We start from the raw sequence: 25,171 nt of genomic DNA on the forward strand, positions 1-25,171 counted from the left end.
CAACGACAAGGAAAACGGAGGCGGCCATGTGGTGGCAGGACCTGTTGTGGGGCATCTGGAACGGGCTGACGGCCTGGATCATCCTGATGGCCCACGTCTTCGGGGCGTGGAAGGAATTCCCGTTCTACAACACTGCCCGGGCCGGCAACTGGTACGACTTCGGTTTCCTGCTCGGCATGGGGTCGCCGCTGCTGGGCCGCTTGGGCGCCCGACGGCGGCGCTGACGCGACGCGCCAGCGGTAGCGACAGGACCGGTCAAAGCACCGCGGTCAGAGCACGATCTCGTTCTCGTCCGGAACCGCGGGTGCGGCAGGCGCGCTAAAGGACAGGGTGACCACGAAGTGCCCCTCGGCGCAGTTGCGGGCGATGATCGCCCCGGCGTCGCCGGCCAGTTTCACCCCGAACTGCAGTTGCAGGTGTTCCGGGGCGAGTTCGCGCATCACCTCGGCGGCGGCGCGGGCGGCCGGGCGGACCGCGGCCAGGGCATCCTCGAGCCGGCGGCCGGCCTCCAGCACCCCGATTTCGTTCCGGGCCGGACGCTCGACCCCAAAGCTGCCCTCGTCGACCTCCACCAGCACGGTCCCGGATCCCACCTCGTAGCGCAGGATCTCGGTCACCGCCGGCTCCCCTCGTTCCGGGCGGCCAGCGCCTCGTCCAGCCAGGACCGCAGCGCGGCCGCCGGGGGCGCCCCGGCCTGGCGCGCCACCACCGTGCCGTCGATGATGACCAGCATGGTGGGGATGGCCTGCACGTCGAAGCGGCGGGACAGGGCCGGGGAGGTGTCCACGTCGACCTTGACGAGTTTGACCTGTCCGGCCCGCTCGCGCGCCAGCCGGTCCAGCACCGGGCTGACCATGCGGCAGGGTCCGCACCAGGCGGCCCAGAAATCCACCAGCGCCGGCACCGATGACTGCTCAGCGATCGCGGCGAAGTCCGCGTCTCCGGCGGCCACGATCCAGGGCAGGTCTAGCCGGCATTTGCCGCAGCGGGGGTGGCCGGCCACGGCGGCGGGGATGCGGTTGGTGGCGCCGCAGTTCGGGCACGTCACCAGCGCCGTGGTCATGGCCTGCCGCCGTCGTTCGGGTGCCCCGGAGTCATGGTTCCATGGGACCCTCCGGGCGCCGAAGCGCCTAGGGTCCAAAGGCCCCGCGGGCGGCGGGCGGCCTGCCCCGGATACGCCTGCGGCCGGACCCGCGAACGGGTCCGGCCGGAGGTCCGGGGCGTGCCGGTACTACTTGTTGCTGTCCTCGTCGATGGCGCTGTCAGCGCGGAGATCGTGGTTCTCCTCGTCGAAGTCGTCCTCGTCAAAGTCCTCCTCGTCGAGCTCGACGTCGTCGGGGATGTCGCTCTTGTACGGGTCGGCGTCGCCGGCATGCTTGGCGCCGGCCGCGAGGGCCGCCACCTCGGCGTCGCGCTTCTTCGCCTCGCGCAGCAGTTCCTCGAGGTTGGAGGCCACCACAGGGATCTGGTCGGCGACGAACTCCAGGGTCGGAGTCAGCCGGACGGTGATGTTGCGGCCGACTTCCTGCCGGAGCACACCCTTGGCCTTCTCCAGACCCTTGGCGGCATCGGCCTGCGCCGTCTCGTCGCCGAACACGGTGTAGTACACCGTGGCGTGCTGCAGGTCATTGGTCACCCGCGCATCGGTCACGGTCACGCCTTCGAGCCGGGGATCCTTCACCCGTCGGCCCAAAGCCTCCGCAACCACAACCTTGATCCGCTGCGCCAACTTGGCAGCCCGTGCGGGATCAGCCATTTCCACTCCTAAAAAAATTTGGATGTACGACGGCGCCGAAACACAAGCCGCACATTGGTGAGTTTGGTGCCACGCGCCTAAGTCAAGCCTACGACGGACTCCCGTTGGATTTTTTCCGGCGGCCTGGGAGTGGCATCGGGCCTGTCGGAGCCGGGTGGTTTGCGATCGGAGATCGGAAACCACCCGGCGAAGGGGCGGGGCCGCCGGAAAAAATCCAACGGCCCCGCACCTCTGTAACGCTAGCTCCGACTAGACGCGCGGCTTCTCACGCATCTCGAAGGTCTCGATGATGTCGCCTTCGGTGATGTCGTTGTACGAGCCAAGACCGATACCACACTCGAAGTCCGTGCGGACCTCGGTGGCGTCGTCCTTGAAGCGCTTGAGCGTCTCAACGGTGAGGTTGTCGCCGATGATCTTGCCGTCGCGGCTGATACGGGCCTTGGCGTTGCGCCGGATGATGCCGGAGCGGACGATCGAGCCTGCAATGTTGCCGAACTTGGACGAGCGGAAGACCTCGCGGACCTCGGCCGTGCCCAGCTGGACCTCTTCGTACTCCGGCTTGAGCATGCCCTTGAGGGCTGCCTCGATGTCATCGATGGCTGCGTAGATGACGGAGTAGAAGCGCATGTCCACGCCTTCGCGGTCTGCCAGTTCGGCAACCCGCTCGGCGGGCTTGACGTTGAAGCCGATGATGACGGCGGAGTCGACCGTTGCCAGGTTGACGTCGTTCTGCGTGATCGCACCGACACCGCGGTGGATGACGCGGAGCTGGACACCCTCGCCGACGTCGATCTTGAGCAGCGCGTCTTCGAGGGCTTCCACGGCACCGGACACGTCACCCTTGAGGATGAGGTTGAGGGTGTCGATCTTGCCATCGGCGACGGCCTGGTCGAAGTCTTCCAGGCTGATGCGCTTGCGGCGCTTGGCCAGGGCGGCGTTGCGGTCGGCGGCTTCACGCTTCTCGGCGATCTGGCGGGCGGTGCGCTCGTCAGCGGTCACGAAGAAGGTGTCACCGGCGCGCGGGACGTTGGACAGACCCAGCACCTGGACGGGGCGGGACGGGCCGGCCTCGGTCAGGGCGCTGCCGTCGTCGTCGAACATCGCACGGACGCGGCCGTGGGCCGTGCCTGCCACGATGGTGTCGCCGACGTGCAGGGTGCCGGACTGGACCAGGACGGTGGCAACCGCACCGCGGCCCTTGTCCAGGTTCGCTTCGATCGCGATACCGCGGGCGTCCTTGTTCGGGTTGGCGCGCATGTCCAGGGCGGCGTCCGCGGTGAGCAGGACGGCCTCGAGCAGCTCGTCAATGTTGAGGTTCTGGCGGGCAGAGACCTCCACGAACATGGTGTCGCCACCGTATTCCTCCGGAACCAGGCCGTACTCGGTCAGCTGGCCGCGGACCTTGTCCGGGTTGGCGCCTTCCTTGTCAATCTTGTTCACGGCCACGACGATCGGCACGTTGGCCGCCTGGGCGTGGTTGAGGGCTTCAACGGTTTGCGGCATGACGCCGTCGTCCGCAGCGACCACCAGGATGGCGATGTCGGTGACCTTCGCACCACGGGCACGCATGGCGGTGAACGCCTCGTGGCCCGGGGTATCGATGAAGGTGATCTTCCGATCGGTGCCCTCGTGGTTGTGGGTGACCTGGTAGGCACCGATGTGCTGGGTGATGCCGCCGTGCTCGCCCGCCATGACGTCGGACTTGCGGATGGCATCGAGCAGCCGGGTCTTACCGTGGTCGACGTGGCCCATGACGGTGACAACCGGAGGACGTGCCTCGAGTTCCTCATCGCCCTCGGCCTCAAGCTCCGCGTCGAAGTCGATGTCGAAGCCGGAGAGCAGCTCGCGCTCCTCGTCTTCCGGCGAGACGACCTGCAGCTTGTAGCCCAGCTCCTCGCCGAGCAGCGCGAAGGTCTCTTCGTCCAGGGACTGCGTGGCCGTGGCCATTTCGCCCAGGTGGAAGAGGACCGTCACCAGTGCGGCGGGGTTTGCCTCGATCTTGTCGGCGAAGTCCGTGATGGACGAGCCGCGGCGCAGGCGCACCACGGTGTTGCCGTCGCCGCGGGGTACGCTCACGCCACCCAGCGACGGAGCGCTCATCTGCTCAAGTTCCTGGCGCTTGGCGCGCTTCGACTTGCGCTGCTTGCCGCGGCCTGCGCCGCCCTTACCGAAGGCACCCTGGGTGCCACCGCGTCCGCGGCCACCCTTGCCGAAGCCGCCGCCGGCCGGGGCGCCGCCGCCACCGGGACCGCCGGTGCCGGGAGCACCCGGACGGCCCGGGCCGCGACCGCCGCCGGGACGGCCTGCACCGGCGGGTGCGGGACGCTCGGTGCGGTTGGGCATCATGCCCGGGGTCGGACGGTTTCCGCCGGCACCCGGACGGGCGCCGGGGGCACCAGCCGGACGCGGTGCGCCCGGACGGGGACCGGCAGCACCGGCGGGACGCGGAGCACCCGGACGGGGTCCACCGGCACCGGCTGCGGGGCGGGGGCCGCCGGGGCGGTCGCCCTGGCTGCCACCCGGACGCGGCATCCCCTGGGACGGCGCGAACGGGTTGTTACCCGGACGGGAGGTACGTTCGGAGTCGCCGCCACGGCCGCGGGGCATGCCCTGCGAGGTGGCGAACGGGTTGTTACCCGGGCGGGGACCGCCGGGTCGCGGCGCGGAGCCACCCTGGCGGGCCGGAGCGGCGGGCGCTTCAGCCTTGGGGGCCGGGCGTGCGCCGGGCTTGGCAGCGGTGGACGGCGCGGCGGGTGCCTCGGCGGCCGGAGCGGCAGCGGGGGCTGCCGGGGCGGGAGCCGACGGCGCCGGAGCGGCGGGGGCTGCGGGAGCTTCGGCCTTGGGCGCGGCCGGAGCCGGCGCGGGGGCCGGGCGGTTGGCGGCGGGGCTGGCCTTGGGGGCGGACGCGGGCGCTTCGGTCTTGGAAGCGGCGGGAGCGTCGGGGAAGGCGTTGCGGAGTTTCCGCACCACCGGTGCCTCAATGGTGGAAGAGGCGGAGCGAACAAATTCGCCCAGTTCCTGCAGTTTTGTCACTGCATCTTTGGAAGTAATACCGAGCTCTTTGGCGAGCTCATGTACGCGGACCTTGGCCACATTTCTCCTGTCTCGGTCCGCACCGAGCCAGGCACGAACCGTCTACTTCTTACTGCGGGCCTCCGCCGCGGGTGCAGCTGAAAGGCCCATTGCAGAGCGCAACAAAGTTGTCATCGTTGCGTACTCATCGCTGGGAACTCATCGGGTTTCCATCAGTTTTCTGACCCGCTTTCAGGTTGGACGGTTGTTGCTGCGGCCACCGGGGTGTCTGCAGCGTGCGTGCCTGCCAGGATCCGGCGTTCGACGTCGTCCGTTCCGGCGACGCCGTTGAGGGCGCGTCCGAACGCACGGCGTTTGACCGCCAGTGCAAGGCACTTTTCGCTGGGGTGCAACCATGCTCCCCTGCCTGCCATCCGGCGTCGTTCGTCGACCACGACGGCGGTTGACCCGCCGGCGCCGGCGACCAGCCGGAGCAGTTCCGACCGCGTTCCCTTCTTGCGGCACCCGATGCAGGTACGTTGCGGCTGATTCCCGAGCTGCTGAGTTTCTGCCACTGCGAGTATCTTCCTGCCGTAACCACCTGCTGGCCCGGGCACGTCCGCTGGGAAAGCCGCACACGCCGAGGGCACAAGGATGCCGGCCCGAAGGCGCGGTCACTGTCCATTCTAGCCCTCCGGCGCCCCGGTCCCGAAACGGGCAGGTCCGGGGAAACGGCGTTCGGCCCCGGGCAGGGGCTGCGCCGGGGCCGAACGTGGAGATGAGGGAGGGACTACTTGTCCTTGTTCTCCGCCGCGTCCGAGACGATGTCGATCCGCCAGCCGGTGAGCTTGGCGGCCAGGCGGGCGTTCTGGCCCTCCTTGCCGATGGCGAGGGAGAGCTGGTAGTCCGGGACCACCACGCGGGCGGACCGGGTGGCCTCGTCCGTGATGGTGACCGAATTCACCCGCGAGGGCGAGAGCGCACTGGCGATGAAGGTGGCCGGATCGTCGCTGTAGTCGACGATGTCGATCTTTTCCTCGTTCAGCTCGGTCATGACGGCGCGGACGCGAGAGCCCATCTCGCCGATGCAGGCACCCTTGGCGTTGACGCCCGGGATGTTGGCCTTGACCGCGATCTTGGTGCGGTGTCCGGCTTCACGGGCCAGCGCGACGATTTCGACCGAGTGGTCCGCGATTTCCGGGACCTCGAGTTCGAAGAGCTTGCGGACCAGGCCGGGGTGGGACCGGGACAGCGTGATGGACGGGCCCTTGGTGCCGCGGTGCACGTCGATGACGAAGGCGCGGAGCCGGTTGCCGTGGATGTACTTCTCGCCGGGGACCTGTTCGGGCGGCGGCAGCAGCGCCTCCACCGTGCCGAGGTTCACCTGGATCATGTGCGGGTTGTTGCCCTGCTGGATGGTGCCGGCGACGAGTTCGCCCTCGCGGCCCTTGAACTGGCCCAGGACGTTGTCGTCCTCGGCGTCGCGCAGGCGCTGCAGGATGATCTGGCGGGCGGTGCTCGCGGCGATCCGGCCGAAGCCGGCCGGGGTGTCCTCGAACTCCCCGACGGGTTCGCCGTCGTCGTCGATCTCGGTGGCCCAGATGGTCACGTGGCCGCTCTTGCGGTCCAGCTCGGCGCGGGCCTTCTCGAAGGCGCCAGGCGTCTTGTGGTAGGCCACCAGGAGGGCCTGTTCGATGGTGGGGATCAGGAGATCCAGCGGGATTTCACGCTCACGCTCCAGGAGTCTCAGCGCGCTCATGTCAATATCCATTAGGCCTCCTCGGAAGGTCCATTGTCGTTCTCCAGCGGCGCCTCTTCGAGGTGGCTGAACTCTATCTCGACTTTTCCACTGCGGATCCTGTCGAAAGGAAGCTTCACGGGGTCGCCCTGCTTGGGCTTCATCCCCTTCTTGACGGCCAGTTCGGGCACCAGCGTAACGCCGGAGCTGTCCACGGACTGGATCCGGCCGGTGACGTTGTCACCCTGGACGACGTTGACGGTGACCATCCGGCCGCGGGCGCGGTGCCAGTGCCGCTCTTCGGTGAGCGGGCGGCCGACGCCGGGCGAGGACACCTCGAGCTCGTACGGCCGGGAATCCGTGCTGGGGTCCTCGTCCAGGATGTCCGAAAGGGTCTTGGAGATCTCCGCGATCACGTCGAGGCTGACGCCGCCGGTTTCCTCCTGGGGCAGGTCGACGACGACGTGGACCACCCGGTTGGCGCCGGCAATGTGAATGGAGACATCTTCCAGGTACAGCCGGTTGGCCTGGACCGCGGGGGCGAGGAGCGCGTAGAGCCGCTCGGCCTCCAGGTTGTGTGCGGGGGCGGCGTCAGCCTTCCCCGATCCGGTCCGGCCTGTCGAAGTCGTGGCTTCTGCGTTGGTCATGATGCCGCCCGCCTCCTGCTAGATGATGTTGTGAGTACTAGCGTAGCGACAATCGCGGCCGGTGGCGCACTCCAGTTCCGGCCGCCGCACCGCCGCCGGGCCTCTCCGGACCCCCACCGCGGTGGCTCGCGTGCGGGCCGTGCCAAAATGGTCTGTTGTGAATGAGGAGACCAGCGGAGAACGACGGCGGGCCCGGCTGCCCCGCAACCTTCCCCGGCTGGCGTTGATCGTCGTCCTCGCCGTGGTGGTGCTGACTTTGGGGCTGGTGGTACGCCCCGGCAAGCCCGCGGAACCGGCTCCGCCGACCACGTCGGAGAAGGCCCTGGCCGCCGCCCTTACCGACACCCTGGAGCTCCGTTCCGACGCGGAACGGCTCACCGGCGCGGGGACCGCCGCGGACGGCACTGTGAGTTTCCTGACAACCCAGGCCAGGGCGCTCTGGCGGCCCGGGTCGGCCACCGCTTCGGCGTCCCCGTATCTGGCGCCCTCCGGCGCGGCGTCCCCGTCCCCGTCCACCGCGTCCCCGTCCCCGTCCACCGCGTCGGCGTCCCCGGGCCAATCCCCCGCGTCTGCGTCCCCGTCAGCCGCGCCCGTGACGGCCGCGTCGCTCGTCACCGCACTGGACGCCAGCGGGCGGCAACGCCTGGCCGACGCCGCCTCCGCGGACCCGGGGACGGCCCGCCTGCTCGCCTCGATCGGCACCGGCCAGCTGCTGCAGGCCTCCGCGGTGGCCGCCGCGACCGGCACGCCGGACCCGGCATCGATGGGCGCCGCAGCGTCGGCCCCCGCCAGCGCCGCCCCGGCCCCCGGGTCCGCGACACCGGCCCCTTCGGCCTGCCCGTCCGCGACGGTTTCCTCCTCAGCCACCCCCTCCGCGTCGGCGTCACCGGCGCGCGCGGACCTGGCGAACGCCCTCGCCGAGGTGATCAGCACCGAACGGGAAACCGTTTACGCCTACCAGGTGGCACTGACGCGTCTGGACGGCCCCGGGGCCGCCGCGGCCTCCACCCGGCTGACCCGCCACGAGGACCTCGCCGCGGCCGCCGAGGCGCTGGTCCGGCAGCACTGCGCGGCCGCTCCCCCGCGCCAGGCCGGCTACGCGCTGGACCCCGCGTTCCTGGCCTCGCCGGCGGCCGGGCTACGCGGGCTGGAGGCCGGCTCGCTGGCCGCCTATGCCGACCTGGTGGGCCTCAGCGACGGCAGCACCCGCCAGTGGGCCGCGTCCGGGCTGCTGGAGGCCGGCCGCCGCGCCGCCGCCTGGGGCGCCGCGCCGGAGCCGACCCCGGGCCTGTCGGTGGACCCCGCGGAACTGCCCACGCTGCCTGCACAATAGGCTGGCCGGGCGGGAAATAAGCCTGGATGTGCCACGAATCAGGGTAGGCGCGGCTTACTTTGCTTAGCCTCCGGATACTGGCGGCGGTTGCGGCGCTGATGGTTGGCTGTTCGCATGGAAACCAGCCAGGCACCCGTCCTTCAAGAAAATGAACCGCACCGCAACGACCTCGCGCACCGGCTTAACTGGTTGCGCGCCGGCGTCCTCGGCGCCAACGACGGGATCGTCTCGGTCGCCGCGATCGTGGTGGGCGTCGCTGGCGTGACGACCGACTCCGGCCCCATCCTGATCGCCGGTGCCGCCGGCGTCGTCGGCGGTGCCATCTCCATGGCCCTGGGCGAATACGTGTCTGTCAGCAGCCAAAAGGACAGCCAGGAGGCGCTGATCGAGAAGGAACGCCGCGAACTGGCCGAACAGCCCGAGGAGGAGCTCGCCGAGCTCACCGCCATCTACCAGGCGAAGGGCCTCAGCCCGGAAACCGCCGGCGCCGTGGCCCGGGAACTGACCGCCCACGACGCGCTCGGCGCACACCTCGCGGCCGAACTGAACATCGACGAAACCGACATCGTCAGCCCCTGGCACGCCGCCCTCGCGTCCGCCATCGCCTTCCTGGCCGGTGCCATCTTGCCGATGCTGGCGATCCTGCTGCCGCCGGAAAACATCCGCGTGCCGCTCACCTTCGCCGCGGTGTTGGTTGCGCTGGCCGTGACGGGAGCCGTCGGCGCCTGGATCGGCGGCGGCTCCAAGGCCAAGGCCGCCATCCGGGTCGTGATCGGCGGCGCCGCGGCTCTGCTGGCCACCTTCCTGATCGGCAACTGGCTGGGCACCAGCGGCTTCGCCGGCTGAATCGCCGACACTACGCTGGGACGGTGACTTCGCCCAGCCCCGTCCCGATCCCCGCCGCCCTCACCCGCAGATACTCCCGGACCGCCGAGGGCCGCGCCTGGCTGGCGTCCCTACCGGGCGTGATCGCGGACGCCCTTGAGGCGTTTTCGCTGGTCCTTGACCTGGCGCCCGGCGCGGAACCGTGGAGCGGGCACGGCGCCGTGGTCGTCCCGGTGCGGCTGAACGACGGCACGCCGGGTGTACTGAAGGCCGCCTACCCGCACGAGGAATCCCGGACCGAACACGTCGCCCTCGGGCTCTGGGAGGGCCGGGGCGCGGTCCGGCTGATCGCCGCCGACCCGGAGGCGGGCGTGCTGGTGCTGGAGCGCCTGAAGGCTACCCGTTCGCTGCAGGAGGTGCCCCTTGCGGCGGCCGCCGCGGTCTGGGGCGGCCTGGTCCGCCGGCTCTCGATCGCCCCGGACGGCCGCCCCGCCTGGCGCGGCTTCGAACAGGTCGCCGCCGTGGCCGAGCGGTGGAGCGACGAGTTTCCCGAGCGCTGGGAGGCCTTGGGCCGGCCCTTCCCCCGCTGGCTCCTGGAGGCCGCCCTGGAGGTCTGCCAGACCCGGGGCGTGGTGGGCCGGCGCTCCGGCGTCGACGTCCTGGTCCACGCCGACCTGCACTTCCTGAACATCCTGGCCCGTCCCGGGACAGCGGCCGGGTCCGGGGATCCGGACGATTACCGTGCCATCGACCCGCACCCGCTGGTGGGCGAGGCGGAGTTCGCGGTGGCGCCGCTGCTCTGGAACCGGCTGGCCGAATTGTCCGCTGCCGATCCGGCCGCGGCGCTGCTGGAACGCTGCCAGGAGTTCGGCGCCGCCGCGGGCCTCGACGGCGACGTTGCCCGGCAATGGGCCTTGGCACGGGAAGTCGAGAATGCGCTCTGGTACGCGGAGGAGCGGAACGACGGCGGCCGGACGCGCTCGCTCTGGGTCGCCAGCACCCTCGCCGGGCGGACCCTCGACGGGCTGCCCATGCCCGCCGACCTGCCGGTCCCGGGCGCCTCCAGCCCCTCCCGCGGCTAGGCAACAACGAAGAGGCTGCCGCGCCAGGCTGCCGCGCTAAGTGGCCGCCCGCTCAATCGCCTGCTCACCGGCGGCCCGGACCGCGGCAAGCGCGTCCCGCACCGCCGCGACCGCGGTGGCCACGTCGCCGTCGTCGGTGCTCCAGTTGCTCACCGAGATCCGCAGGATGTCCCTGCCCCGCCAGCGCGAACCGGACATCCAGACCCGGCCGTCGGCGATGATCCGGTCCGTTACCGCCCGGGTTGTGGCGTCGTCACCGAAGGCCAGCGAGACCTGGGTGTAGACGACGTCGTTGAGCACCTCGACACCCTCGAGTGCGGCCAGTGCCTCGGCCAGTTGGCGGGCGCGGTGCACCAGCCCGCGGACCTGCCCGGCGACGCCGTCGCGGCCGAGGGACTTCAGCGCGGCCCAGACCGGCACGCCGCGGGCCCGCCGGGACAGCTCCGGCACGGTCTCGAACGGATCGGCGGCCCCGTCGGCGGCCTGGATGAGGTAGCTGGTGTGCAGGCCCATCGCCGCCCGGAGCGCGGTGACGTCCCGGACCACCGCGATCCCGCAGTCGTAGGGCACGTTGAGGGTCTTGTGCGCGTCGGTCCCCCAGGAGTCTGCCCCGTCCAGCCCGTCGGTCAGGGCGGCCAGTTCCGGCACGGCGGCGGCCCAGAGACCGAAGGCCCCGTCCACGTGCACCCACGCGCCGTGGGACTTGGCGACGGCGATGGCCTCCCGGAACGGGTCGAAGGCACCCGAGTGCAGGTGGCCGGCCTGCAGGCAGACCAGCAGCGGCACGGATCCGGTACCCGGGCCACCCTCGGCAACCGCCGCCCCGAGGGCGCGGTCCAGGGCAGCCGGGTCGACCCGGCCCTCCGCGTCCGCCGGCACGGCGGTGGGCCGGCCGAGCCCGAGGTACCGGAGCCCCAGGTCAATGGTGTCGTGGCGCTCGGCACCCGCGAAGCAGCGGATCCGCGGCGCGCCGGAAAGGCCGTCGGCGTCGGAGTCCCAGCCGGCGTCGTGCAGCAGGCGCCAGCGCGCGGCGGCCAGGCCGGTGAAGTTGGCCATGGTGGCCCCGGTGGCGAACCCCACCCCCGACTCCTGGGGCAGGCCCAGCAGCTCGAGCAGCCACCGGCCCGCGGCCTCCTCGATGGCGGCGGTGGCGGGGGTGGCGAAACGGAGCCCGGCGTTCTGGTCCCAGGCGCTGACCAGCCAGTCCGCGGCCAGGGCGGCGGGCAGCGACCCGCCGATCACCCAGCCGAAGAACCGCCCGGAGGGCATGGCCATCAGCCCGGGTTCGGCCTTTTCCGCGAGGTAGTCCACCACCTCGGCAGCGGGGGTGCCGCCGGACGGGAGCGGGCCGCCGAAGTCGGCCGCGAGTTCGGCGGCGCTCCGGGCGGGGCCGATGGGACGGGACTGCTGGCTCTCCAGCCACCGCCGGGCGTGCCCGGCCGCGGCGGCCAGGGCGTCGCGGTAGCGCTCACCGGGTGCTGACATAGCTGCATGCTACGCCCGGCCCCGCCACCGCGGCAGGGCCCTGCGGTCCCCGGGAGCCCGGCGCCCGGAGCCCGGCAACGGAGGCGGGCTCAGGAGTCTTAGCCGAGGGTGTCGTGCCAGACGTCGGAGCCGAGCTTGATGATCAGCACGCCCACGACCACCAGGAACACGATCCGGATGAACTTGCTGCCCCGGCTGACGGCGGTCCGGGCACCGAGGTAGCCGCCGGCCATGTTGGCCCCGCCGAGGACCAGGCCCAGGCCCCAGAGCAGGGAGCCGTGCGGCAGGAAGAACAGCAGGGCTCCGGCGTTGGTGGCCATGTTGACGATCTTCGCCTTGGCGCTGGCCTCGAGGAAGGCGTAGCCCATGGCGGACACCAGCGCGATGATCAGGAAGGACCCCGTTCCGGGGCCGATCATGCCGTCGTAGAACCCGATGACAGCGCCGATCAGGCAGGCGATGACGTAGTGGCGGTGCCCGTTGTGGCGCAGCTTGGTCAGCTCGCCCACGTTGGGCCGCAGCGCCGTGAACAGGGCCACGGCCACCAGCGCGGCCACGATGATCGGTTTGAAGACGCTCGCCGGCAGGGTGGCGGCCAGGATCGCCCCGCCGAAGCTGCCGGCCAGGGCGATCACCGCCATCGGGATGGCGGTGCGCAGGTCCGGCCGCACCCGGCGGTAGTAGGTCACCGCGCTGGTGGTGGTGCCGAAGATGGAGCCCATCTTGTTGGTCGCCAGCGCCTGCACCGGGCTGATGCCCGGCACCAGGAGCATGACCGGCAGCTGGATCAGTCCCCCGCCGCCCACGACGGCGTCGATCCACCCGGCGGCGAAACCGGCCACCACCACCAGGATCAGGGTGGTGAGCTGGATTGATTCAAGACCCGAAAGCATCCCCGGGGCGGGTCAGGCGTTGCGGACGGCGTTGACCACGTGGTCGACGGCCCGGTCCACGGCGATGTTCTCGGCGTTGCCGCTGCGGCGGTCCTTGATCTCGACGACGCCGTCCACCAGGCCGCGGCCGACGGCCAGGATGGTGGGCACGCCGACGAGTTCGGCGTCGCCGAACTTCACGCCCGGGGAGACCTTGGGACGGTCGTCGTAGATGACCTCGAGGCCGGCGGCCTCCAGTTCGAGCGCGAGTTTCTCGGCGGCGGCGAAGATCTCCTCGCCGCGTCCGACGGCGACGACGTGTACGTCGGCCGGGGCGACGGCGCGGGGCCAGACCAGGCCCTTCTCATCGTGGTTGGACTCGGCCAGGGCCGCCACCGCGCGGGTGACGCCGACGCCGTAGGAGCCCATCGTGACGACAACCTGCTTGCCGTTCTGGTCCAGGACCTTCAGGTCCAGGGCCTCGGCGTACTTGCGGCCGAGCTGGAAGATGTGGCCCATTTCTATGCCGCGGGCGGTTTCCAGCGGGCCGGAGCCGTCCGGGGCGGGGTCGCCGGCGCGGACTTCGGTGGCCTCGATGACGCCGTCCCAGCCGAAGTCGCGTCCGGCCACAAGGCCGAAGACGTGCTTGCCGGCCTCGTTGGCGCCGGTGATCCAGGCGGAGCCGCTGACGACGCGGGGGTCCACCAGGTAGAGCAGCTTCGACGCGCCCTCGGAGCCCAGCAGCGGGGCGTCCAGGGACAGGCCCGGCCCGATGTAGCCCTTGACCAGCAGCGGCTGCTTCTTGAGGTCTTCCTCGTTGGCGGCCTCCAGGGTGATCTCACCGGCGATCGGCAGGAAGGATCCGATGGTGGCCTCGACACGCTTGAGGTCCACGCCGCGGTCGCCGGGGACGCCGATGACGACGAGCTGGCGCTCACCGGTGGGCAGGGTGACGGCGAGCACGACGTTCTTCAGCGTGTCCGCGGCGGTCCAGGCGCCGTCGGCCTCGCTGCGGGGCGCCAGGGCGTTGGCGGCCGCCACGAGGGTGTCGATGGTGGGGGTGTCCGGGGTTTCGCGCACCTCGGCGGCGGGGGCGTTGGTGAAGTCTATTTCCGCGGGGACCACGGTGGTGACGGCCTCGACGTTGGCCGCGTAGCCACCGGCGGACCGGACGAAGGTGTCCTCACCGATCTCGGTGGGGTGCAGGAATTCCTCGCTCTTGGACCCGCCCATGGCGCCGGCCGTCGCGGTGACCGGGACGACCTCGAGGCCGAGGCGCTCGAAGATCTTCAGGTAGGCGCTGCGGTGCGCGGCGTAGCTGGCGTCCAGGCCGGCGTCGTCGACGTCGAAGGAGTAGGAGTCCTTCATGATGAACTCGCGGCCGCGGAGCAGGCCCGCCCGGGGGCGTGCCTCGTCGCGGTACTTGTTCTGGATCTGGTAGATACTCAGCGGCAGGTCCTTGTACGAGGAGTACAGGTCCTTGACCAGCAGGGTGAACATTTCCTCGTGCGTGGGGGCCAGCAGGTAGTCGTTGCCCTTGCGGTCCTTGAGCCGGAAGATTCCCTCGCCGTACTCGGTCCAGCGGTTGGTCGCCTCGTAGGGCTCCTTCGGCAGCAGCGCCGGGAAGTGGACCTCCTGGGCGCCGATCGCCGTCATCTCCTCGCGGATGATCTGCTCCACCCGGCGCAGCACGCTCAGGCCCAGCGGCAGCCAGGTGTAGATGCCGGGGGCCGCGCGGCGGATGTAACCGGCCCGGACCAGCAGCCGGTGGCTGGCCACCTCGGCGTCGGCGGGGTCTTCACGCAGGGTGCGCAGGAACAGCTGGGAGAGTCGAAGGACCACTGGAGGGGTATCCGTTTCTGAGAAATGCGGGGCCTCCGGGGAGGCACGAAATGTCCAGCTACCAATCTACCGCCTCGCCACGGCGCGGATTCCCGGGCGACGCGGGTTCCCGGGGTGGCATGTGTCCGGGCGGCAGGGGGCAGGCGTCAGGGAATGGGAAGGGCCGCGCCCCGGCGTGGAAGCCCCTGGCCGTTTCCGGCTGGTCATCCGTCGTGGCGCGGCCCCGCGACCCCAGTGCCGCTTTTATCAAGGCTGTTAACCCTGGCCCGAGCCTGCCCTTCCGGGCGGCTGCGGGGCCAGTTGGTGGTTTCCCCCTGAGACCGCTCGCGCCTTCTCGGCGCGGCTAGCTAGAACCTATGTGATCCCCGTCGCCAAAACAAGAGTGTGCCCTTATATTTTTGTCACAAGTCGGTGACATGACGTGTCTCGGGCGGGGTGGAAAGGCACCGTCCCAGAAGAGCGCGGTTTTAGAAGAGCACGGTTTTAGAAAAGCACCGTCGCGAAGCTGCTGGCCTGTTCGAAGCCCACCCGTTCGTAGCTGGCCCGGGCACGGACGTTGAAGTCGTTGACGTAGAGGCTGGTCACCGGAGCGAGCCGCTGGGCCAGGAGCACGACGGCAGCCATGTACCCGGCGCTAAGGCCGAGCCCGCGGTGGGTGGGATTCATCCACACGCCCTGGACCTGCGTGACGGCGGATGTGACGGCGCCGAGTTCGGCCTTGAAGATGACCTCGCCGTCGGGGCCGAGGTGGACCATGGAGTGCCCGGCCCGGATCAGCCCCTTGACCCGCCGGCTGTAGAACTCGCGGCCGCCGAGGTAGGGCGAGTAGCCCACCTCCTCCTCGAACATCGCGGCGCAGGCGGGGAGGATGCGGTCGAAGTCGGCCATCTGCCCGAAGCCCAGCGCCGGGTTGGGCTCGATCAGCGGCGTGCCGCTGATGGTCATGAGCGGCTGGTCCGCCCTGATCTCCTGGGCGGTGTGCCCGAGGTCCTCCATGGCCGCGTGCAGCGCCAGTACGGCCTCGGCGGGGCCGAAGATGGAGGCGTAGCGGCGTCCGGCGCGGTGTGCCGCGGCCGCGATGAGGGGTGCGAGGTCGGTGTCCAGTTCGACCGGCACCAGGTTGGCCCCGGCCCAGCAGGCCGAGACGAGGGTCCCGCCGTCGAACACGCCGAGGATGCTGGCGCCGCCGGCGGTTGGCGCGGCGGTGCCGGCGGATTCGAGGTGGGACAGGATGAAGACGTTCGCGACGGGGTCGCGCCGAGCAAGATCGCGGAGGGTGCCGGTGTCGCCGGCGCCGAGGAGGCGGACGGCGGCACCGGCCTGGGTTCCGTCCTTACGAAACGCTAACCACGGGGCCACCCTTGACAGCATCTTCGCCATCGGCTTCCCCCATCTCTTCGGCGAGGCGCATGGCCTCTTCGATCAGTGTTTCGACGATCTGGTTCTCGGGGACGGTTTTGATGACCTCGCCCTTGACGAAGATCTGGCCCTTGCCGTTGCCGGACGCCACGCCGAGGTCAGCCTCGCGGGCCTCGCCGGGTCCGTTGACCACGCAGCCCATGACGGCCACGCGCAGCGGCACCTCCATGCCCTCCAGGCCGGCGGTGACTTCCTCGGCGAGGGTGTAGACATCCACCTGGGCGCGTCCGCAGGACGGGCAGGAGACGATCTCGAGCTTGCGGGGGCGCAGGTTCAGCGACTGCAGGATCTGGTTGCCCACCTTGACCTCCTCCACCGGCGGGGCGGAGAGGGACACGCGGATGGTGTCGCCGATACCGCGGGAGAGCAGCGCGCCGAAGGCGGTGGCGGACTTGATAGTGCCCTGGAAGGCGGGGCCGGCCTCGGTCACGCCGAGGTGCAGGGGCCAGTCGCCCTTTTCCGCGAGCATCTCGTAGGCGGCCACCATGACGACGGGGTCGTTGTGCTTGACCGAGATCTTGAAGTCGTGGAAGCCGTGCTCCTCGAACAGCGAGGCTTCCCAGACGGCGGACTCGACGAGTGCCTCCGGGGTGGCCTTGCCGTACTTCTTCATGATGCCGGGTTCCAGCGAGCCGGCGTTGACGCCGATCCGAATGGAGGTGCCATGGTCCTTGGCGGCTCGGGCGATTTCCTTGACCTGGTCATCGAACTTGCGGATGTTGCCGGGGTTGACCCGGACCGCTGCGCAGCCGGCCTCGATCGCGGCGAAGACGTACTTCGGCTGGAAGTGGATGTCCGCGATCACCGGGATCTGCGACTTCTTCGCGATGATGGGCAGCGCCTCCGCGTCGTCGGCGGAGGGGCAGGCCACGCGGACGATGTCACAGCCGGAGGCGGTGAGTTCGGCGATCTGCTGCAGGGTGGCGTTGATGTCCGTGGTCGGCGTGGTCGTCATGGACTGCACGCTGATCGGGAAGTCGGAGCCTACGCCGACCGAGCCGACCTTGATTTGGCGGGTTTTGCGGCGCGGGGCAAGAACGGGGGGCGGTGCCGACGGCATTCCGAGGCTGACCGAGGTCACGGGGACTCCTCTGGGATCGAAGCGTAGTGCGAAGGGTGGGCGGGCCGCTTAGGCGGAGTGGCCGGCCAGCAGGCCGGTCACCGGCGCCCAGGCCGTGGTGCGGATACCGGAGATGGCGCTGGCGGCGGCGAACGGGTCCTGCTTGAGCAGCTCGCTCAGGGCCTGCTCGTCGGCTGCCTTGAGGATCAGCAGCGCGCCGGCGCCGTCGGAGTACGGGCCACTGGCCAGCAGGGTGCCGTCCTCGGCCAGGCCGGCGGTCCATTCCCGGTGGGCGGGGCGGGCGGCGGCGCGGGATTCGGCGGACTCGGCGTCGTAAACGTACTCAACAGCAAAAACAGTCATACCGCTACCCTATCCCCCAGTCCGTCGGGTTCCCATCCATCGGCCCGGTTTCAGGCCTGCAGCAGAACCCTCGCCAGCGCGGCCACGCCGGCGGCCCAGAGCATGGAGGTGAGGGTGCCGATGATGAACCTCTCGGCGGCGACCGGGGTTTCCTTCAGTTCGGCGAACCGGCCCAGGCCCTTGATGGCGACCACGTAGGCGATGGCCACGGGCTGCCCGGCCAGGATGGCGAGGGCGACGGCGAGGCGTTCCAGCACGCCGATGATCGCCCCGCCGCGCAGGATGCGGGTGCCGACGGCGGCCGCCGGGACGGGCGCGGGGGTTGGGTTATCGGGGGCTGGAGTCTCAGGGGTTGGGGTCTCGGTGCTTGGTGCGGCCGGGACTGCCGGGGTTCCGGCGGCCGTGGTTGCCGCCCCGTCCGTGGGATCGTCGCTCCAGCCGGGACCGGCGTCGGCGTCGCTGCCCGTGGTGCCGTCAACCGCGTCGGCCGCCTGCCCGGCGTCGGCCCTGTCATCGATGGTGCGGGCCAGGCGGAAGACCAGGGCGGTAACCGGCCAGCCGGCAAAGCCCGCAATCAGCAGCGCCAGTGTGATCCAGAGGGCGTTCACCGGTCTCCTTCGCTCGGGGTGCGCGCGGCGTGGCCGTCCGCGCCCGCGGTCTGGCCGTCGGCCAGGGCCAGCAGCATTTCCGCCGCGGGCCGTGCCGCCCATTCTTCCTGCCAGCCGGAGCGAAGCAGGGCACGGCTCACCGACTGCTCCGTGATTCCAAGCGCGGCGGCGGCGGCCTTCTGGCTGCCGTGGGTGCCGGCGCGCCCGTCGCGGACGTTTCGGAGCGCGTCCACCACCTTCCACTGGGCCGCGGTCCGGTCCTGGACCAGGCGGCCGATCAGCCGCAGGACCGCCTCGGCATTGGCAGCCTCCCGCTCCCCCGGCGGTACGGCCGCGCCATCCCCGGAGCCATCCCCGGAGCCGGCCGGACGGGAGGCCGTACCGCGGCGCGGAGTCCCCGCGGTGCCGGCGGCGACGGCGAGGGGGACGTGCCCGGCGGCCTTGGCCCGCTCCACCGCGGCCCGGGCCGCCACGAACGCCGGCCCTGAACCCTCGCGGGGGCTGGCGGGCAGCGGTTGGTCCACGGGCCCGACGCCGATTCCGACGTACCAGTGGCCGTCGCGGAGAACATGCAGGGCGGTGTCCACCGCCTCGGCCGGCGACTGCAGCACCCCCTGCAGCTCGTCGCCGACGGAGCGTTCGAAGGTGGCTCCGGGGACCAGCCTGGCCAGCTCCGCCAGCAGGCCGGGGACCCGGTCCACATCGGTGCTGCTGCCGCGCTGGTCAATCGTCAGGACGTACATACCGCAACCCTAGGCGGCTGATTCAGAAAGATCAACCATCTAAAGCTGATTATCAAAAATCAGTTCAAAATGGCTTAGTAGCGGGAATCAGCCGAAAAGGTTCACCGGTTTGACGATGTCGGCGTAGATCAGCAGCGCGGACATGCCCATCAGCAGCGCCGCCACCACGTAGGTCACCGGCAGCATCTTGGCGATGTCGAACGCCCCCGGATCCGGCCGGCCGAAGAGCTTGGCGATCCGGCGCCGGGCACCCTCGTACAGCGCGCCCGCCACGTGGCCGCCGTCGAGCGGCAGCAGCGGGACGAGGTTGAAGACGGCCAGGGCGAAGTTCAGCCCGGCGAGCAGGCCCACCAGGGTGGCGAGCCTGCTCTGCAGCGGCACCTGTTCCATGGCGGCGACCTCGCCGGCCACCCGGCCGACGCCCACCACGCTGATGGGGCCGTTGGGGTCCCGGGGCTCCGAACTGAAGGCCGCCTGCGCCACGCCCACGACGCGGGCCGGGAGGTTCAGGACGACGCCGGCGATCTGCTTGATGTTCTCCCCCGCCATCGGGAGCACCGCCGAGGCCGGCTGCTGCACCAGCGCCGACTGCGGGCCGATGCCGAGGAAGCCGACGTCCTGGTAGCGGAGCTTGCCGTCCGCGTCCTTGGCCTGCCGTCCGTCGGCGCCGACCACCGGGCGGGAGGAGAGCACCGGGGTCACCGTGGTGGTGACGGGGGCGCCGTCGCGCTGGACCGTGACGCTGACGGTCTTGCCGGCCGAGGCCCGGATCCAGCCGGTGAGCTCGTCCCAGTTGGTGACCTGCCTGCCGTCGAAGGAGGTGATTGTGTCGCCCGGTTTCAGTCCGGCGGCGGCCGCGGGGGTGAGCTTGCAGTCCTGCGAGTTCGGGTCCACGGTTTCCCCGGCCTTGACCTGGCACTTGGAGACGTCGGCGATGGTGGTGGTGGAGCCCGCCACGCCGAAGCCCATCAGCAGCACGGCCGTCAGCACGAGGCCGATCAGCAGGTTCATGGCCGGGCCGCCGAGCATGATGATGATCTTCTTCCAGACCGGCAGCCGGTAGAACACCCGGTCCCGGTCGTCGGGGCCGATCTCCTCGTGCGCCAGCGACCGCGCGTCGGCCGCCAGGGACTGGAACATGCCGGTGCTGGAGGCCCGGACGGTGCCGTCTTCCGGGTTGGGCGGGTACATGCCGATCATCGAGACGAAGCCGCCGAGCGGGATGGCCTTGACGCCGTATTCGGTCTCGCCGCGGCGCCGCGACCAGAGAGTGGGACCGAAGCCGATCATGTATTTGGTGACGCGGACCTTGAACAGCTTGGCCGGCACCAGGTGGCCCACCTCGTGCAGGGCGATGGACACGGCGATGCCGATCACGACAAAGACGACGCCGAGGATGAAGAGGAGAACGGGGCTCATGCTGGGTCTGGCTACTTCCTGGGCACGGACTGGCTGGGGGTGGCGGGGGTTCCTACGGCCAAACGCTCGAGGGTCCGCGCGCGTGCCCACGTTTCAGCATCCAGCACGGCCTCGACCGTCAGCCCGGAGGATCCTGTGTGCTCGCTGAGGACGGCCTCGACGGTGTCCACGATGTCGGGGAAGCGGATCCGGCCGGCGTGGAAGGCCATCACGGCTTCCTCGTTGGCGGCGTTGAAGACCGCCGGGTAGGTGCTGCCGCGGCGGGCGGCGTCCTTGGCCAGGCCGACGGCGGGGAACGCGCCGGCGTCCAGCGGTTCGAACGTCCAGCTGGTGGCCCGGGTCCAGTCGCACGGGGACGCGGCGCCGGGAACCCGGTCCGGCCAGCCGAGGCCCAGGGCGATCGGCAGGCGCATGTCCGGCGGGGAGGCCTGGGCGATGGTGGATCCGTCGGTGAACTGCACCATCGAGTGCACCACGGACTGCGGGTGGACCACGACGTCGATCTTCTCCAGCGGGATGTCGAAGAGCAGGTGCGCCTCGATCACTTCCAGGCCCTTGTTGACCAGGGTGGCGGAGTTGGTGGTGACCATCAGGCCCATGTCCCAGGTGGGGTGGGCCAGGGCGTCCTGCGGGGTTACGTCCAGCAGCTCGGCCCGGGTCCGGCCGCGGAACGGACCGCCGGAGGCCGTCAGGACCAGGCGGTCCACCTCGGCGGCGGTGCCGGAGCGCAGGCACTGGGCGATGGCGGAGTGTTCGGAGTCCACCGGGACGATTTGGCCCTCGCGGGCGGCGGCCTTGACCAGGGCGCCGCCGACGATCAGGGATTCCTTGTTCGCCAGGGCGAGCGTGGCGCCGGACTTCAGGGCGGCGAGGGTGGGGGCCAGGCCGATCGAGCCGGTGATGCCGTTGAGGACGACGTCGGCGGGGATCTCCGCGATCCGGGTGGCGGCGTCCGGGCCGGCGAGGATCTCCGGCCGGTAGCCGGTCACCCCGGCCGCGCGCGCGGCGTCGTCGATCAGGCGCTGCAGGCCTGCCGGGTCGCCGGCGGCGATGCCGACGGCGCGGGCCCGGGTGTGGACCGCCTGCCGGGCCAGGAGTTCTAGGTTGCCGCCGCCCGCGCTGAGCGCCACGATCTCGAACCGGTCGGGCGCCCCGTCGACGACGTCGAGGGCCTGGGTACCGATGGACCCGGTGGATCCGAGGAGGACAATGCTGCGCGGCTTCATGCCTCCAGTATCCCGCACCGGCACTGCCCCGGCCGCGCCTTGACGCCGTCCGGCGGCGGCGTACCGTGGGAATCGTGGAGTGGACGGCCTGGTTTGACGCGCCGGACTACGGATTCGCCCGGCAGGTACTGCAGCGCGGCGTCGCGGCCGTTTTTGTGGTCGCGTTCCTCTCCTCGCTGAACCAGTTTCCGGCGCTCCTCGGCGAGCGCGGACTGCTCCCGGCGCCCTCGCTCCTGGCCCGGGCCCGGCGCCCGCTCCGGCCCACCCTGTTCGCCTGGCACTATTCGGACCGTTTGCTGCGCGCGGTGTGCGCCGTCGGGATGGTGATCGGCGCCTCCCTGGTGCTGGGCCTGCCGCAGCAGGGGCCGCCGTGGCTGCCGTTGCTGGCGTTCCTGGCGCTCTGGCTGTTGTATATGTCGATCGTGAACGTGGGCCAGACGTTCTACGGGTTCGGCTGGGAGATGCTGCTGCTGGAGGCTGGGTTCACCGTAGGGTTCCTCGGCTCGGAGCAGACTCCCCCGCCGCGGACCGTCCTGCTCCTGCTGGTGTGGCTGCTGTTCCGGCTGGAATTCGGGGCGGGGATGATCAAGATCCGCGGCGGCCGGGAGTGGCGGGACCTCACCGCGCTGTACTACCACCACGAAACCCAGCCGATGCCCGGGCCCCTGAGCCGCCAGGCCCACCTGATGCCGAAGGCCTGGCACCGGCTGGAGGTCCTGGGCAACCATGGCGCCCAGCTGGTCGTGCCGTTCTTCCTGTTCGCCCCGCAGCCGCTGGCGTCCGTGGCCGCGGGGATCGTGGTGTTCACCCAGCTGTGGCTGGTGGCCAGCGGCAACTTCGCGTGGCTGAACTGGATGGCGATCCTGCTGGCTTTCGCGGCGGTGAGCGATCCGGTGCTGCACGCCCTGTTCCCCGGCCTGCCGTCCGGCTGGCGGCCCCCGGGTGCGGCGGAGGGAGCAGTGCCGGCGGGAGGTGTCGTGTCAACGGAGGGCTCCCAGGCGCCGCTGCCCTGGCTGGTGCTGGTTAGCCTGGCCACCGTGTTGCTGCTGGTGCTCAGCTACCGCCCGGCGGCGAACCTGGTCTCGTCGTACCAGCTGATGAATGCCGCGTTCAACCGCTGGCAGCTGGTCAATGCCTACGGGGCGTTCGGCTCGGTGACCAAGCAGCGGATCGAGATCGTGGTGGAGGGGACCCTGGACGCCGAGCCGGACGAGACGGCGGACTGGCGGGAGTACGGGTTCCGCGGCAAGCCCGGAGATGTCCGCCGGCTGCCGCGGCAGTGGGCGCCGTACCACCTGCGGCTGGACTGGCTGATGTGGTTCCTGCCGCTGCGCAGCGTGCACGAGCAATGGTTCTACGCGTTCCTGGCGAAGCTGCTGGAGGCAGACCGGCCCACGCTGCGGCTGCTGCGGGAGGACCCGTTCGACGGCGCCCGGCCGCGCTGGGTGCGGGCCCGGAGTTTCCACTACCGCTTCGCCACCCGGGCGGAGTTCCGCGCAACCGGCCAGCGCTGGGTCCGGATCCTGCTGGAGGAGTCCATCCCGCCGCTGTCCCTGCCGCCGGAGGACTGAGTGCCCGCCGGGAACGCAGCGATCTGACATGAATGGCCGGAATGGTGGGTACCATTCCGGCCATTCGTGGCAAACAGGCGCGGTGGCCTGGCTAATGCTCCCGCCTTAGACGGACACGGATTCCTTCTCGGTGACCGCCTCCAGGGCGGCCTGCCGGCGGCGCAGCCACCAGGAACCCAGGAAGATCAGCGCCATGGTCGCGTAGACCACGACGGCGAACGGGGTGGAGAACAGCGCGGTGGGGTCGTTCTGGGAGAGCTGCAGCGAGCGCCGCAACTGCACCTCGAACATCGGCCCCAGGATCATCGCCACCACCATGGGCGCCACGGGGTAGCCGTAGCGGCGCATGAAGTAGCCCAGGATGCCCACCACCAGCAGCACCCCGACGTCTATCGGCGAGAAGTTCACCGAGAACGCCCCGAGGGCCGCGAAGACCAGGATGCCGGCGTAGAGGAACGGCCTCGGGATCTGCAGGATCTTCACCCAGAGGCCCACCAGCGGCAGGTTCAGCACCAGCAGCATCAGGTTGCCCACGTACAGGGAGGCGATGAGGGTCCAGACCAGGGCGCCCTGGTTTTCGAACAGGAGCGGCCCGGGCTGGATCTGGTAGCGCTGGAACGCGGTCAGCATCATCGCCGCGGTGGCGGTGGTGGGGATACCTAGGGTCAGCAGCGGCACCAGGACACCGGCGGCGGCGGCGTTGTTGGCCGCCTCGGGACCGGCGACGCCCTCAATCGCGCCCTTGCCGAACTGGCGCCGGTTCTCGCCCTTGGCCAGCCGCCGTTCCGCCGCGTAGGACAGGAACGTGGAGACGTCCGCACCGCCGGCGGGGACCGTGCCGATCGGGAAGCCGATGAACGTTCCGCGCAGCCACGGCTTCCAGGACCGCTTCCAGTCCTCCTTGGACAGCCAGGCGTTCTTGCCCTTGCTGACCGGGATGACCTCCACCGGACCGTGCCGGAGCTTGGAGGCGACGTAGAGCGCCTCGCCCAGGGCGAAAAGGCCCACGGCCACCAGCACCATGTCGATGCCGTCCACCAAATTGGGGTTGTCGAAGGTGAAGCGCTGCTGGGCAGTGCTGTCGTCGATGCCGATCAGGCCGATGAACAGGCCCAGGGCCAGGGACGCGAGCCCGCGGAGCACCGAGGCGCCCAGCAGCGCGCCGACGGTGAGGAAGGCCACCACCATGAGTGCCACGTAGTCCACCGGGCCGAGGCCGACGGCGAATTCCGCCACGACGGGGGCCAAAAAGGACAGCAGCACAGTGGCGATGGTGCCGGCGATAAACGAACCGATCGCCGCCGTCGCCAGCGCCGCCGCTCCCCTGCCGGCCTTGGCCATCTTGTTGCCCTCGAGGGCGGTGACGATCGAGGCGGATTCACCGGGGGTGTTGAGCAGGATCGACGTCGTCGACCCGCCGTACATGCCGCCGTAGTAGATGCCGGCGAACACGATCAGCGCCGCAGCCGGATCCAGGGCATAGGTGATGGGCATCAGCAGCGCCACGGTCATGGCCGGGCCGATGCCCGGGAGGACGCCGACGGCGGTGCCGACGAAGACGCCGCCCAGGGCGTAGAGCAGGTAGACCGGCTGGAGGGCGTTGGCGAAGCCGTCGAGCAGGAACGTAATGCTATCCATGGAAGAACGGCACCCCCTCGAAGAGCGGACCCGGGGGCAGGGACACGCCCAGCAGGCCGCCGAAGACGTACTGCAGGAGCAGTGCCATGATCACAGCGACGACGATCGCCTTCCAGAGCGGCTTGGCCTCAAGGGTCCAGGCCGCCCCGCTGAACAGGACCGCCGCGGCCACGGGCCAGCCGGCGGGTTCGATCAGGACGATGTGCAGCACCACGAAGCCGACCAGCTTGGCCAGGGCCACCCAGTCTGTGGAGGCGTCTGCGTCGAGGTCCTCGCCCTCCTCGGCCTGGCCCACCTTGCCGCGCAGGACCTGGATGACGATGCCGGTGCCGACGGCCACGAGGGTGCCGCAGACGATGTAGGGGAAGGCACGGGGGCCGATGCCGGTCTCCGACGGCGGGATCGGGATGGATCCCGCCGTCAGGAGTCCCGCCGCGCCGATGCTGACGAACAGGAGGGCGAAGAGAATCTCCCCGAGAGGCCGCTTGGCGGGCGCCTCCACGTGGGTGGACTCTGTTGTTGGGGCGGACAC

The 25,171-nt window shown here is 70.6% G+C and carries 24 protein-coding genes; 5 read left to right on the plus strand and 19 right to left on the minus strand.

Features of this window, described 5'->3' with window-relative positions; all coding sequences use genetic code 11:
* The first annotated feature begins 26 nt into the window (after positions 1-26).
* Positions 27-224, plus strand: a complete 198-nt coding sequence (locus ACFUCU_RS09375; protein ID WP_377972207.1) for a hypothetical protein — start codon at positions 27-29, stop codon at positions 222-224.
* 45 nt (positions 225-269) lie between these two features.
* On the opposite strand, the gene ACFUCU_RS09380 is transcribed toward ACFUCU_RS09375, so the two are convergent.
* The 7 genes from ACFUCU_RS09380 to rimP all read right to left on the minus strand — a co-directional run bounded on the left by ACFUCU_RS09380 (position 270) and on the right by rimP (position 7,153).
* Positions 270-617: a CU044_2847 family protein gene (locus tag ACFUCU_RS09380; RefSeq protein WP_377972208.1), complete on the minus strand. Its 348-nt coding sequence runs from the start codon at positions 615-617 to the stop codon at positions 270-272.
* Positions 614-1,063 carry a thioredoxin gene (gene trxA / locus ACFUCU_RS09385; protein WP_377972210.1) on the minus strand — a complete coding sequence of 150 codons (450 nt, stop codon included), beginning with the start codon at positions 1,061-1,063 and terminating at the stop codon, positions 614-616. Before trxA ends, ACFUCU_RS09380 begins: the two co-directional genes overlap by 4 nt.
* Before the next feature lie 168 nt (positions 1,064-1,231).
* Positions 1,232-1,756 (minus strand): 30S ribosome-binding factor RbfA, encoded by a 525-nt coding sequence (gene rbfA, locus ACFUCU_RS09390; protein WP_377972212.1) that lies wholly within the window; start codon positions 1,754-1,756, stop codon positions 1,232-1,234.
* 249 nt (positions 1,757-2,005) lie between these two features.
* On the minus strand, positions 2,006-4,849 hold the full coding sequence (gene infB / locus ACFUCU_RS09395; protein ID WP_364137139.1) for a translation initiation factor IF-2: 2,844 nt from the start codon (positions 4,847-4,849) through the stop codon (positions 2,006-2,008).
* 152 nt (positions 4,850-5,001) lie between these two features.
* A complete protein-coding gene (locus ACFUCU_RS09400; protein ID WP_364137137.1) occupies positions 5,002-5,343 on the minus strand; it encodes a YlxR family protein in 342 nt (113 codons plus the stop codon).
* 215 nt (positions 5,344-5,558) lie between these two features.
* A complete protein-coding gene (nusA, locus tag ACFUCU_RS09405; protein WP_290258361.1) occupies positions 5,559-6,539 on the minus strand; it encodes a transcription termination factor NusA in 981 nt (326 codons plus the stop codon).
* Positions 6,539-7,153 carry a ribosome maturation factor RimP gene (gene rimP, locus ACFUCU_RS09410; RefSeq protein WP_377972214.1) on the minus strand — a complete coding sequence of 205 codons (615 nt, stop codon included), beginning with the start codon at positions 7,151-7,153 and terminating at the stop codon, positions 6,539-6,541. The genes nusA and rimP overlap by 1 nt, the downstream gene beginning before the upstream one ends.
* A 157-nt stretch (positions 7,154-7,310) precedes the next feature.
* On the opposite strand from rimP, the gene ACFUCU_RS09415 reads away from it, so the two are divergent.
* From ACFUCU_RS09415 to ACFUCU_RS09425, 3 genes are all read left to right on the plus strand, one after another.
* Positions 7,311-8,486 (plus strand): DUF4439 domain-containing protein, encoded by a 1,176-nt coding sequence (locus ACFUCU_RS09415; RefSeq protein WP_377972216.1) that lies wholly within the window; start codon positions 7,311-7,313, stop codon positions 8,484-8,486.
* A gap of 114 nt (positions 8,487-8,600) precedes the next feature.
* Positions 8,601-9,332 carry a VIT family protein gene (locus tag ACFUCU_RS09420; protein ID WP_377972217.1) on the plus strand — a complete coding sequence of 244 codons (732 nt, stop codon included), beginning with the start codon at positions 8,601-8,603 and terminating at the stop codon, positions 9,330-9,332.
* Positions 9,333-9,355: 23 nt separating this feature from the next.
* On the plus strand, positions 9,356-10,393 hold the full coding sequence (locus ACFUCU_RS09425) for an aminoglycoside phosphotransferase family protein (protein ID WP_377972219.1): 1,038 nt from the start codon (positions 9,356-9,358) through the stop codon (positions 10,391-10,393).
* A 36-nt stretch (positions 10,394-10,429) separates the two neighbouring features.
* On the opposite strand, the gene ACFUCU_RS09430 is transcribed toward ACFUCU_RS09425, so the two are convergent.
* The 10 genes from ACFUCU_RS09430 to dxr all read right to left on the minus strand — a co-directional run bounded on the left by ACFUCU_RS09430 (position 10,430) and on the right by dxr (position 21,430).
* Positions 10,430-11,878 carry a pyridoxal phosphate-dependent decarboxylase family protein gene (locus ACFUCU_RS09430; RefSeq protein WP_377972221.1) on the minus strand — a complete coding sequence of 483 codons (1,449 nt, stop codon included), beginning with the start codon at positions 11,876-11,878 and terminating at the stop codon, positions 10,430-10,432.
* Positions 11,879-11,976: 98 nt separating this feature from the next.
* On the minus strand, positions 11,977-12,771 hold the full coding sequence (locus ACFUCU_RS09435; RefSeq protein ID WP_377972222.1) for a sulfite exporter TauE/SafE family protein: 795 nt from the start codon (positions 12,769-12,771) through the stop codon (positions 11,977-11,979).
* Between the two features lie 12 nt (positions 12,772-12,783).
* A complete protein-coding gene (locus tag ACFUCU_RS09440; RefSeq protein ID WP_377972224.1) occupies positions 12,784-14,592 on the minus strand; it encodes a proline--tRNA ligase in 1,809 nt (602 codons plus the stop codon).
* 483 nt (positions 14,593-15,075) lie between these two features.
* Entirely contained in the window at positions 15,076-15,963 is an 888-nt protein-coding gene (locus ACFUCU_RS09445) for a GNAT family N-acetyltransferase (RefSeq protein ID WP_377972505.1), read from the minus strand.
* Positions 15,926-17,092: a flavodoxin-dependent (E)-4-hydroxy-3-methylbut-2-enyl-diphosphate synthase gene (gene ispG / locus ACFUCU_RS09450; RefSeq protein WP_290258369.1), complete on the minus strand. Its 1,167-nt coding sequence runs from the start codon at positions 17,090-17,092 to the stop codon at positions 15,926-15,928. Before ispG ends, ACFUCU_RS09445 begins: the two co-directional genes overlap by 38 nt.
* A 48-nt stretch (positions 17,093-17,140) precedes the next feature.
* Positions 17,141-17,434 (minus strand): YciI family protein, encoded by a 294-nt coding sequence (locus ACFUCU_RS09455; protein WP_290258370.1) that lies wholly within the window; start codon positions 17,432-17,434, stop codon positions 17,141-17,143.
* Positions 17,435-17,484: 50 nt separating this feature from the next.
* The gene (locus ACFUCU_RS09460) at positions 17,485-18,042 is read right to left on the minus strand and encodes a hypothetical protein (protein ID WP_377972226.1); all 558 of its coding nucleotides are present in this window, start codon (positions 18,040-18,042) and stop codon (positions 17,485-17,487) included.
* The gene (locus tag ACFUCU_RS09465) at positions 18,039-18,785 is read right to left on the minus strand and encodes a MarR family transcriptional regulator (RefSeq protein ID WP_377972227.1); all 747 of its coding nucleotides are present in this window, start codon (positions 18,783-18,785) and stop codon (positions 18,039-18,041) included. Before ACFUCU_RS09465 ends, ACFUCU_RS09460 begins: the two co-directional genes overlap by 4 nt.
* Before the next feature lie 87 nt (positions 18,786-18,872).
* Positions 18,873-20,204 carry a M50 family metallopeptidase gene (locus ACFUCU_RS09470; protein WP_377972229.1) on the minus strand — a complete coding sequence of 444 codons (1,332 nt, stop codon included), beginning with the start codon at positions 20,202-20,204 and terminating at the stop codon, positions 18,873-18,875.
* An 11-nt stretch (positions 20,205-20,215) separates the two neighbouring features.
* A complete protein-coding gene (gene dxr / locus ACFUCU_RS09475) occupies positions 20,216-21,430 on the minus strand; it encodes a 1-deoxy-D-xylulose-5-phosphate reductoisomerase (protein WP_377972230.1) in 1,215 nt (404 codons plus the stop codon).
* Positions 21,431-21,504: 74 nt separating this feature from the next.
* Between dxr and ACFUCU_RS09480 the strand changes: the two genes are divergently transcribed.
* On the plus strand, positions 21,505-23,001 hold the full coding sequence (locus tag ACFUCU_RS09480) for a lipase maturation factor family protein (RefSeq protein WP_377972232.1): 1,497 nt from the start codon (positions 21,505-21,507) through the stop codon (positions 22,999-23,001).
* Between the two features lie 105 nt (positions 23,002-23,106).
* Here the strand turns inward: ACFUCU_RS09480 and ACFUCU_RS09485 are convergent, their stop codons facing one another.
* Positions 23,107-24,639, minus strand: a complete 1,533-nt coding sequence (locus ACFUCU_RS09485) for a tripartite tricarboxylate transporter permease (protein ID WP_290258377.1) — start codon at positions 24,637-24,639, stop codon at positions 23,107-23,109.
* Positions 24,632-25,171, minus strand: a complete 540-nt coding sequence (locus ACFUCU_RS09490) for a tripartite tricarboxylate transporter TctB family protein (RefSeq protein ID WP_290258378.1) — start codon at positions 25,169-25,171, stop codon at positions 24,632-24,634. Before ACFUCU_RS09490 ends, ACFUCU_RS09485 begins: the two co-directional genes overlap by 8 nt.

The sequence above is a fragment of the Arthrobacter sp. NPDC057259 genome, assembly GCF_042668995.1.
Lineage (GTDB): Bacteria > Actinomycetota > Actinomycetes > Actinomycetales > Micrococcaceae > Arthrobacter.

Bases quoted from the DNA above. Each gene is read 5' to 3' on its own strand.
- ACFUCU_RS09375 (WP_377972207.1), top strand. From the start codon at position 27: ATGTGGTGGCAGGACCTGTTGTGGGGCATCTGGAACGGGCTGACGGCC.
- trxA (WP_377972210.1), bottom strand. From the start codon at position 1,063: ATGACCACGGCGCTGGTGACGTGCCCGAACTGCGGCGCCACCAACCGC.
- rbfA (WP_377972212.1), bottom strand. From the start codon at position 1,756: ATGGCTGATCCCGCACGGGCTGCCAAGTTGGCGCAGCGGATCAAGGTT.
- nusA (WP_290258361.1), bottom strand. From the start codon at position 6,539: ATGGATATTGACATGAGCGCGCTGAGACTCCTGGAGCGTGAGCGTGAA.
- rimP (WP_377972214.1), bottom strand. From the start codon at position 7,153: ATGACCAACGCAGAAGCCACGACTTCGACAGGCCGGACCGGATCGGGG.
- ACFUCU_RS09420 (WP_377972217.1), top strand. From the start codon at position 8,601: ATGGAAACCAGCCAGGCACCCGTCCTTCAAGAAAATGAACCGCACCGC.
- ACFUCU_RS09430 (WP_377972221.1), bottom strand. From the start codon at position 11,878: ATGTCAGCACCCGGTGAGCGCTACCGCGACGCCCTGGCCGCCGCGGCC.
- ACFUCU_RS09435 (WP_377972222.1), bottom strand. From the start codon at position 12,771: ATGCTTTCGGGTCTTGAATCAATCCAGCTCACCACCCTGATCCTGGTG.
- ACFUCU_RS09445 (WP_377972505.1), bottom strand. From the start codon at position 15,963: ATGCTGTCAAGGGTGGCCCCGTGGTTAGCGTTTCGTAAGGACGGAACC.
- ACFUCU_RS09455 (WP_290258370.1), bottom strand. From the start codon at position 17,434: ATGACTGTTTTTGCTGTTGAGTACGTTTACGACGCCGAGTCCGCCGAA.
- ACFUCU_RS09465 (WP_377972227.1), bottom strand. From the start codon at position 18,785: ATGTACGTCCTGACGATTGACCAGCGCGGCAGCAGCACCGATGTGGAC.
- ACFUCU_RS09470 (WP_377972229.1), bottom strand. From the start codon at position 20,204: ATGAGCCCCGTTCTCCTCTTCATCCTCGGCGTCGTCTTTGTCGTGATC.
- dxr (WP_377972230.1), bottom strand. From the start codon at position 21,430: ATGAAGCCGCGCAGCATTGTCCTCCTCGGATCCACCGGGTCCATCGGT.
- ACFUCU_RS09485 (WP_290258377.1), bottom strand. From the start codon at position 24,639: ATGGATAGCATTACGTTCCTGCTCGACGGCTTCGCCAACGCCCTCCAG.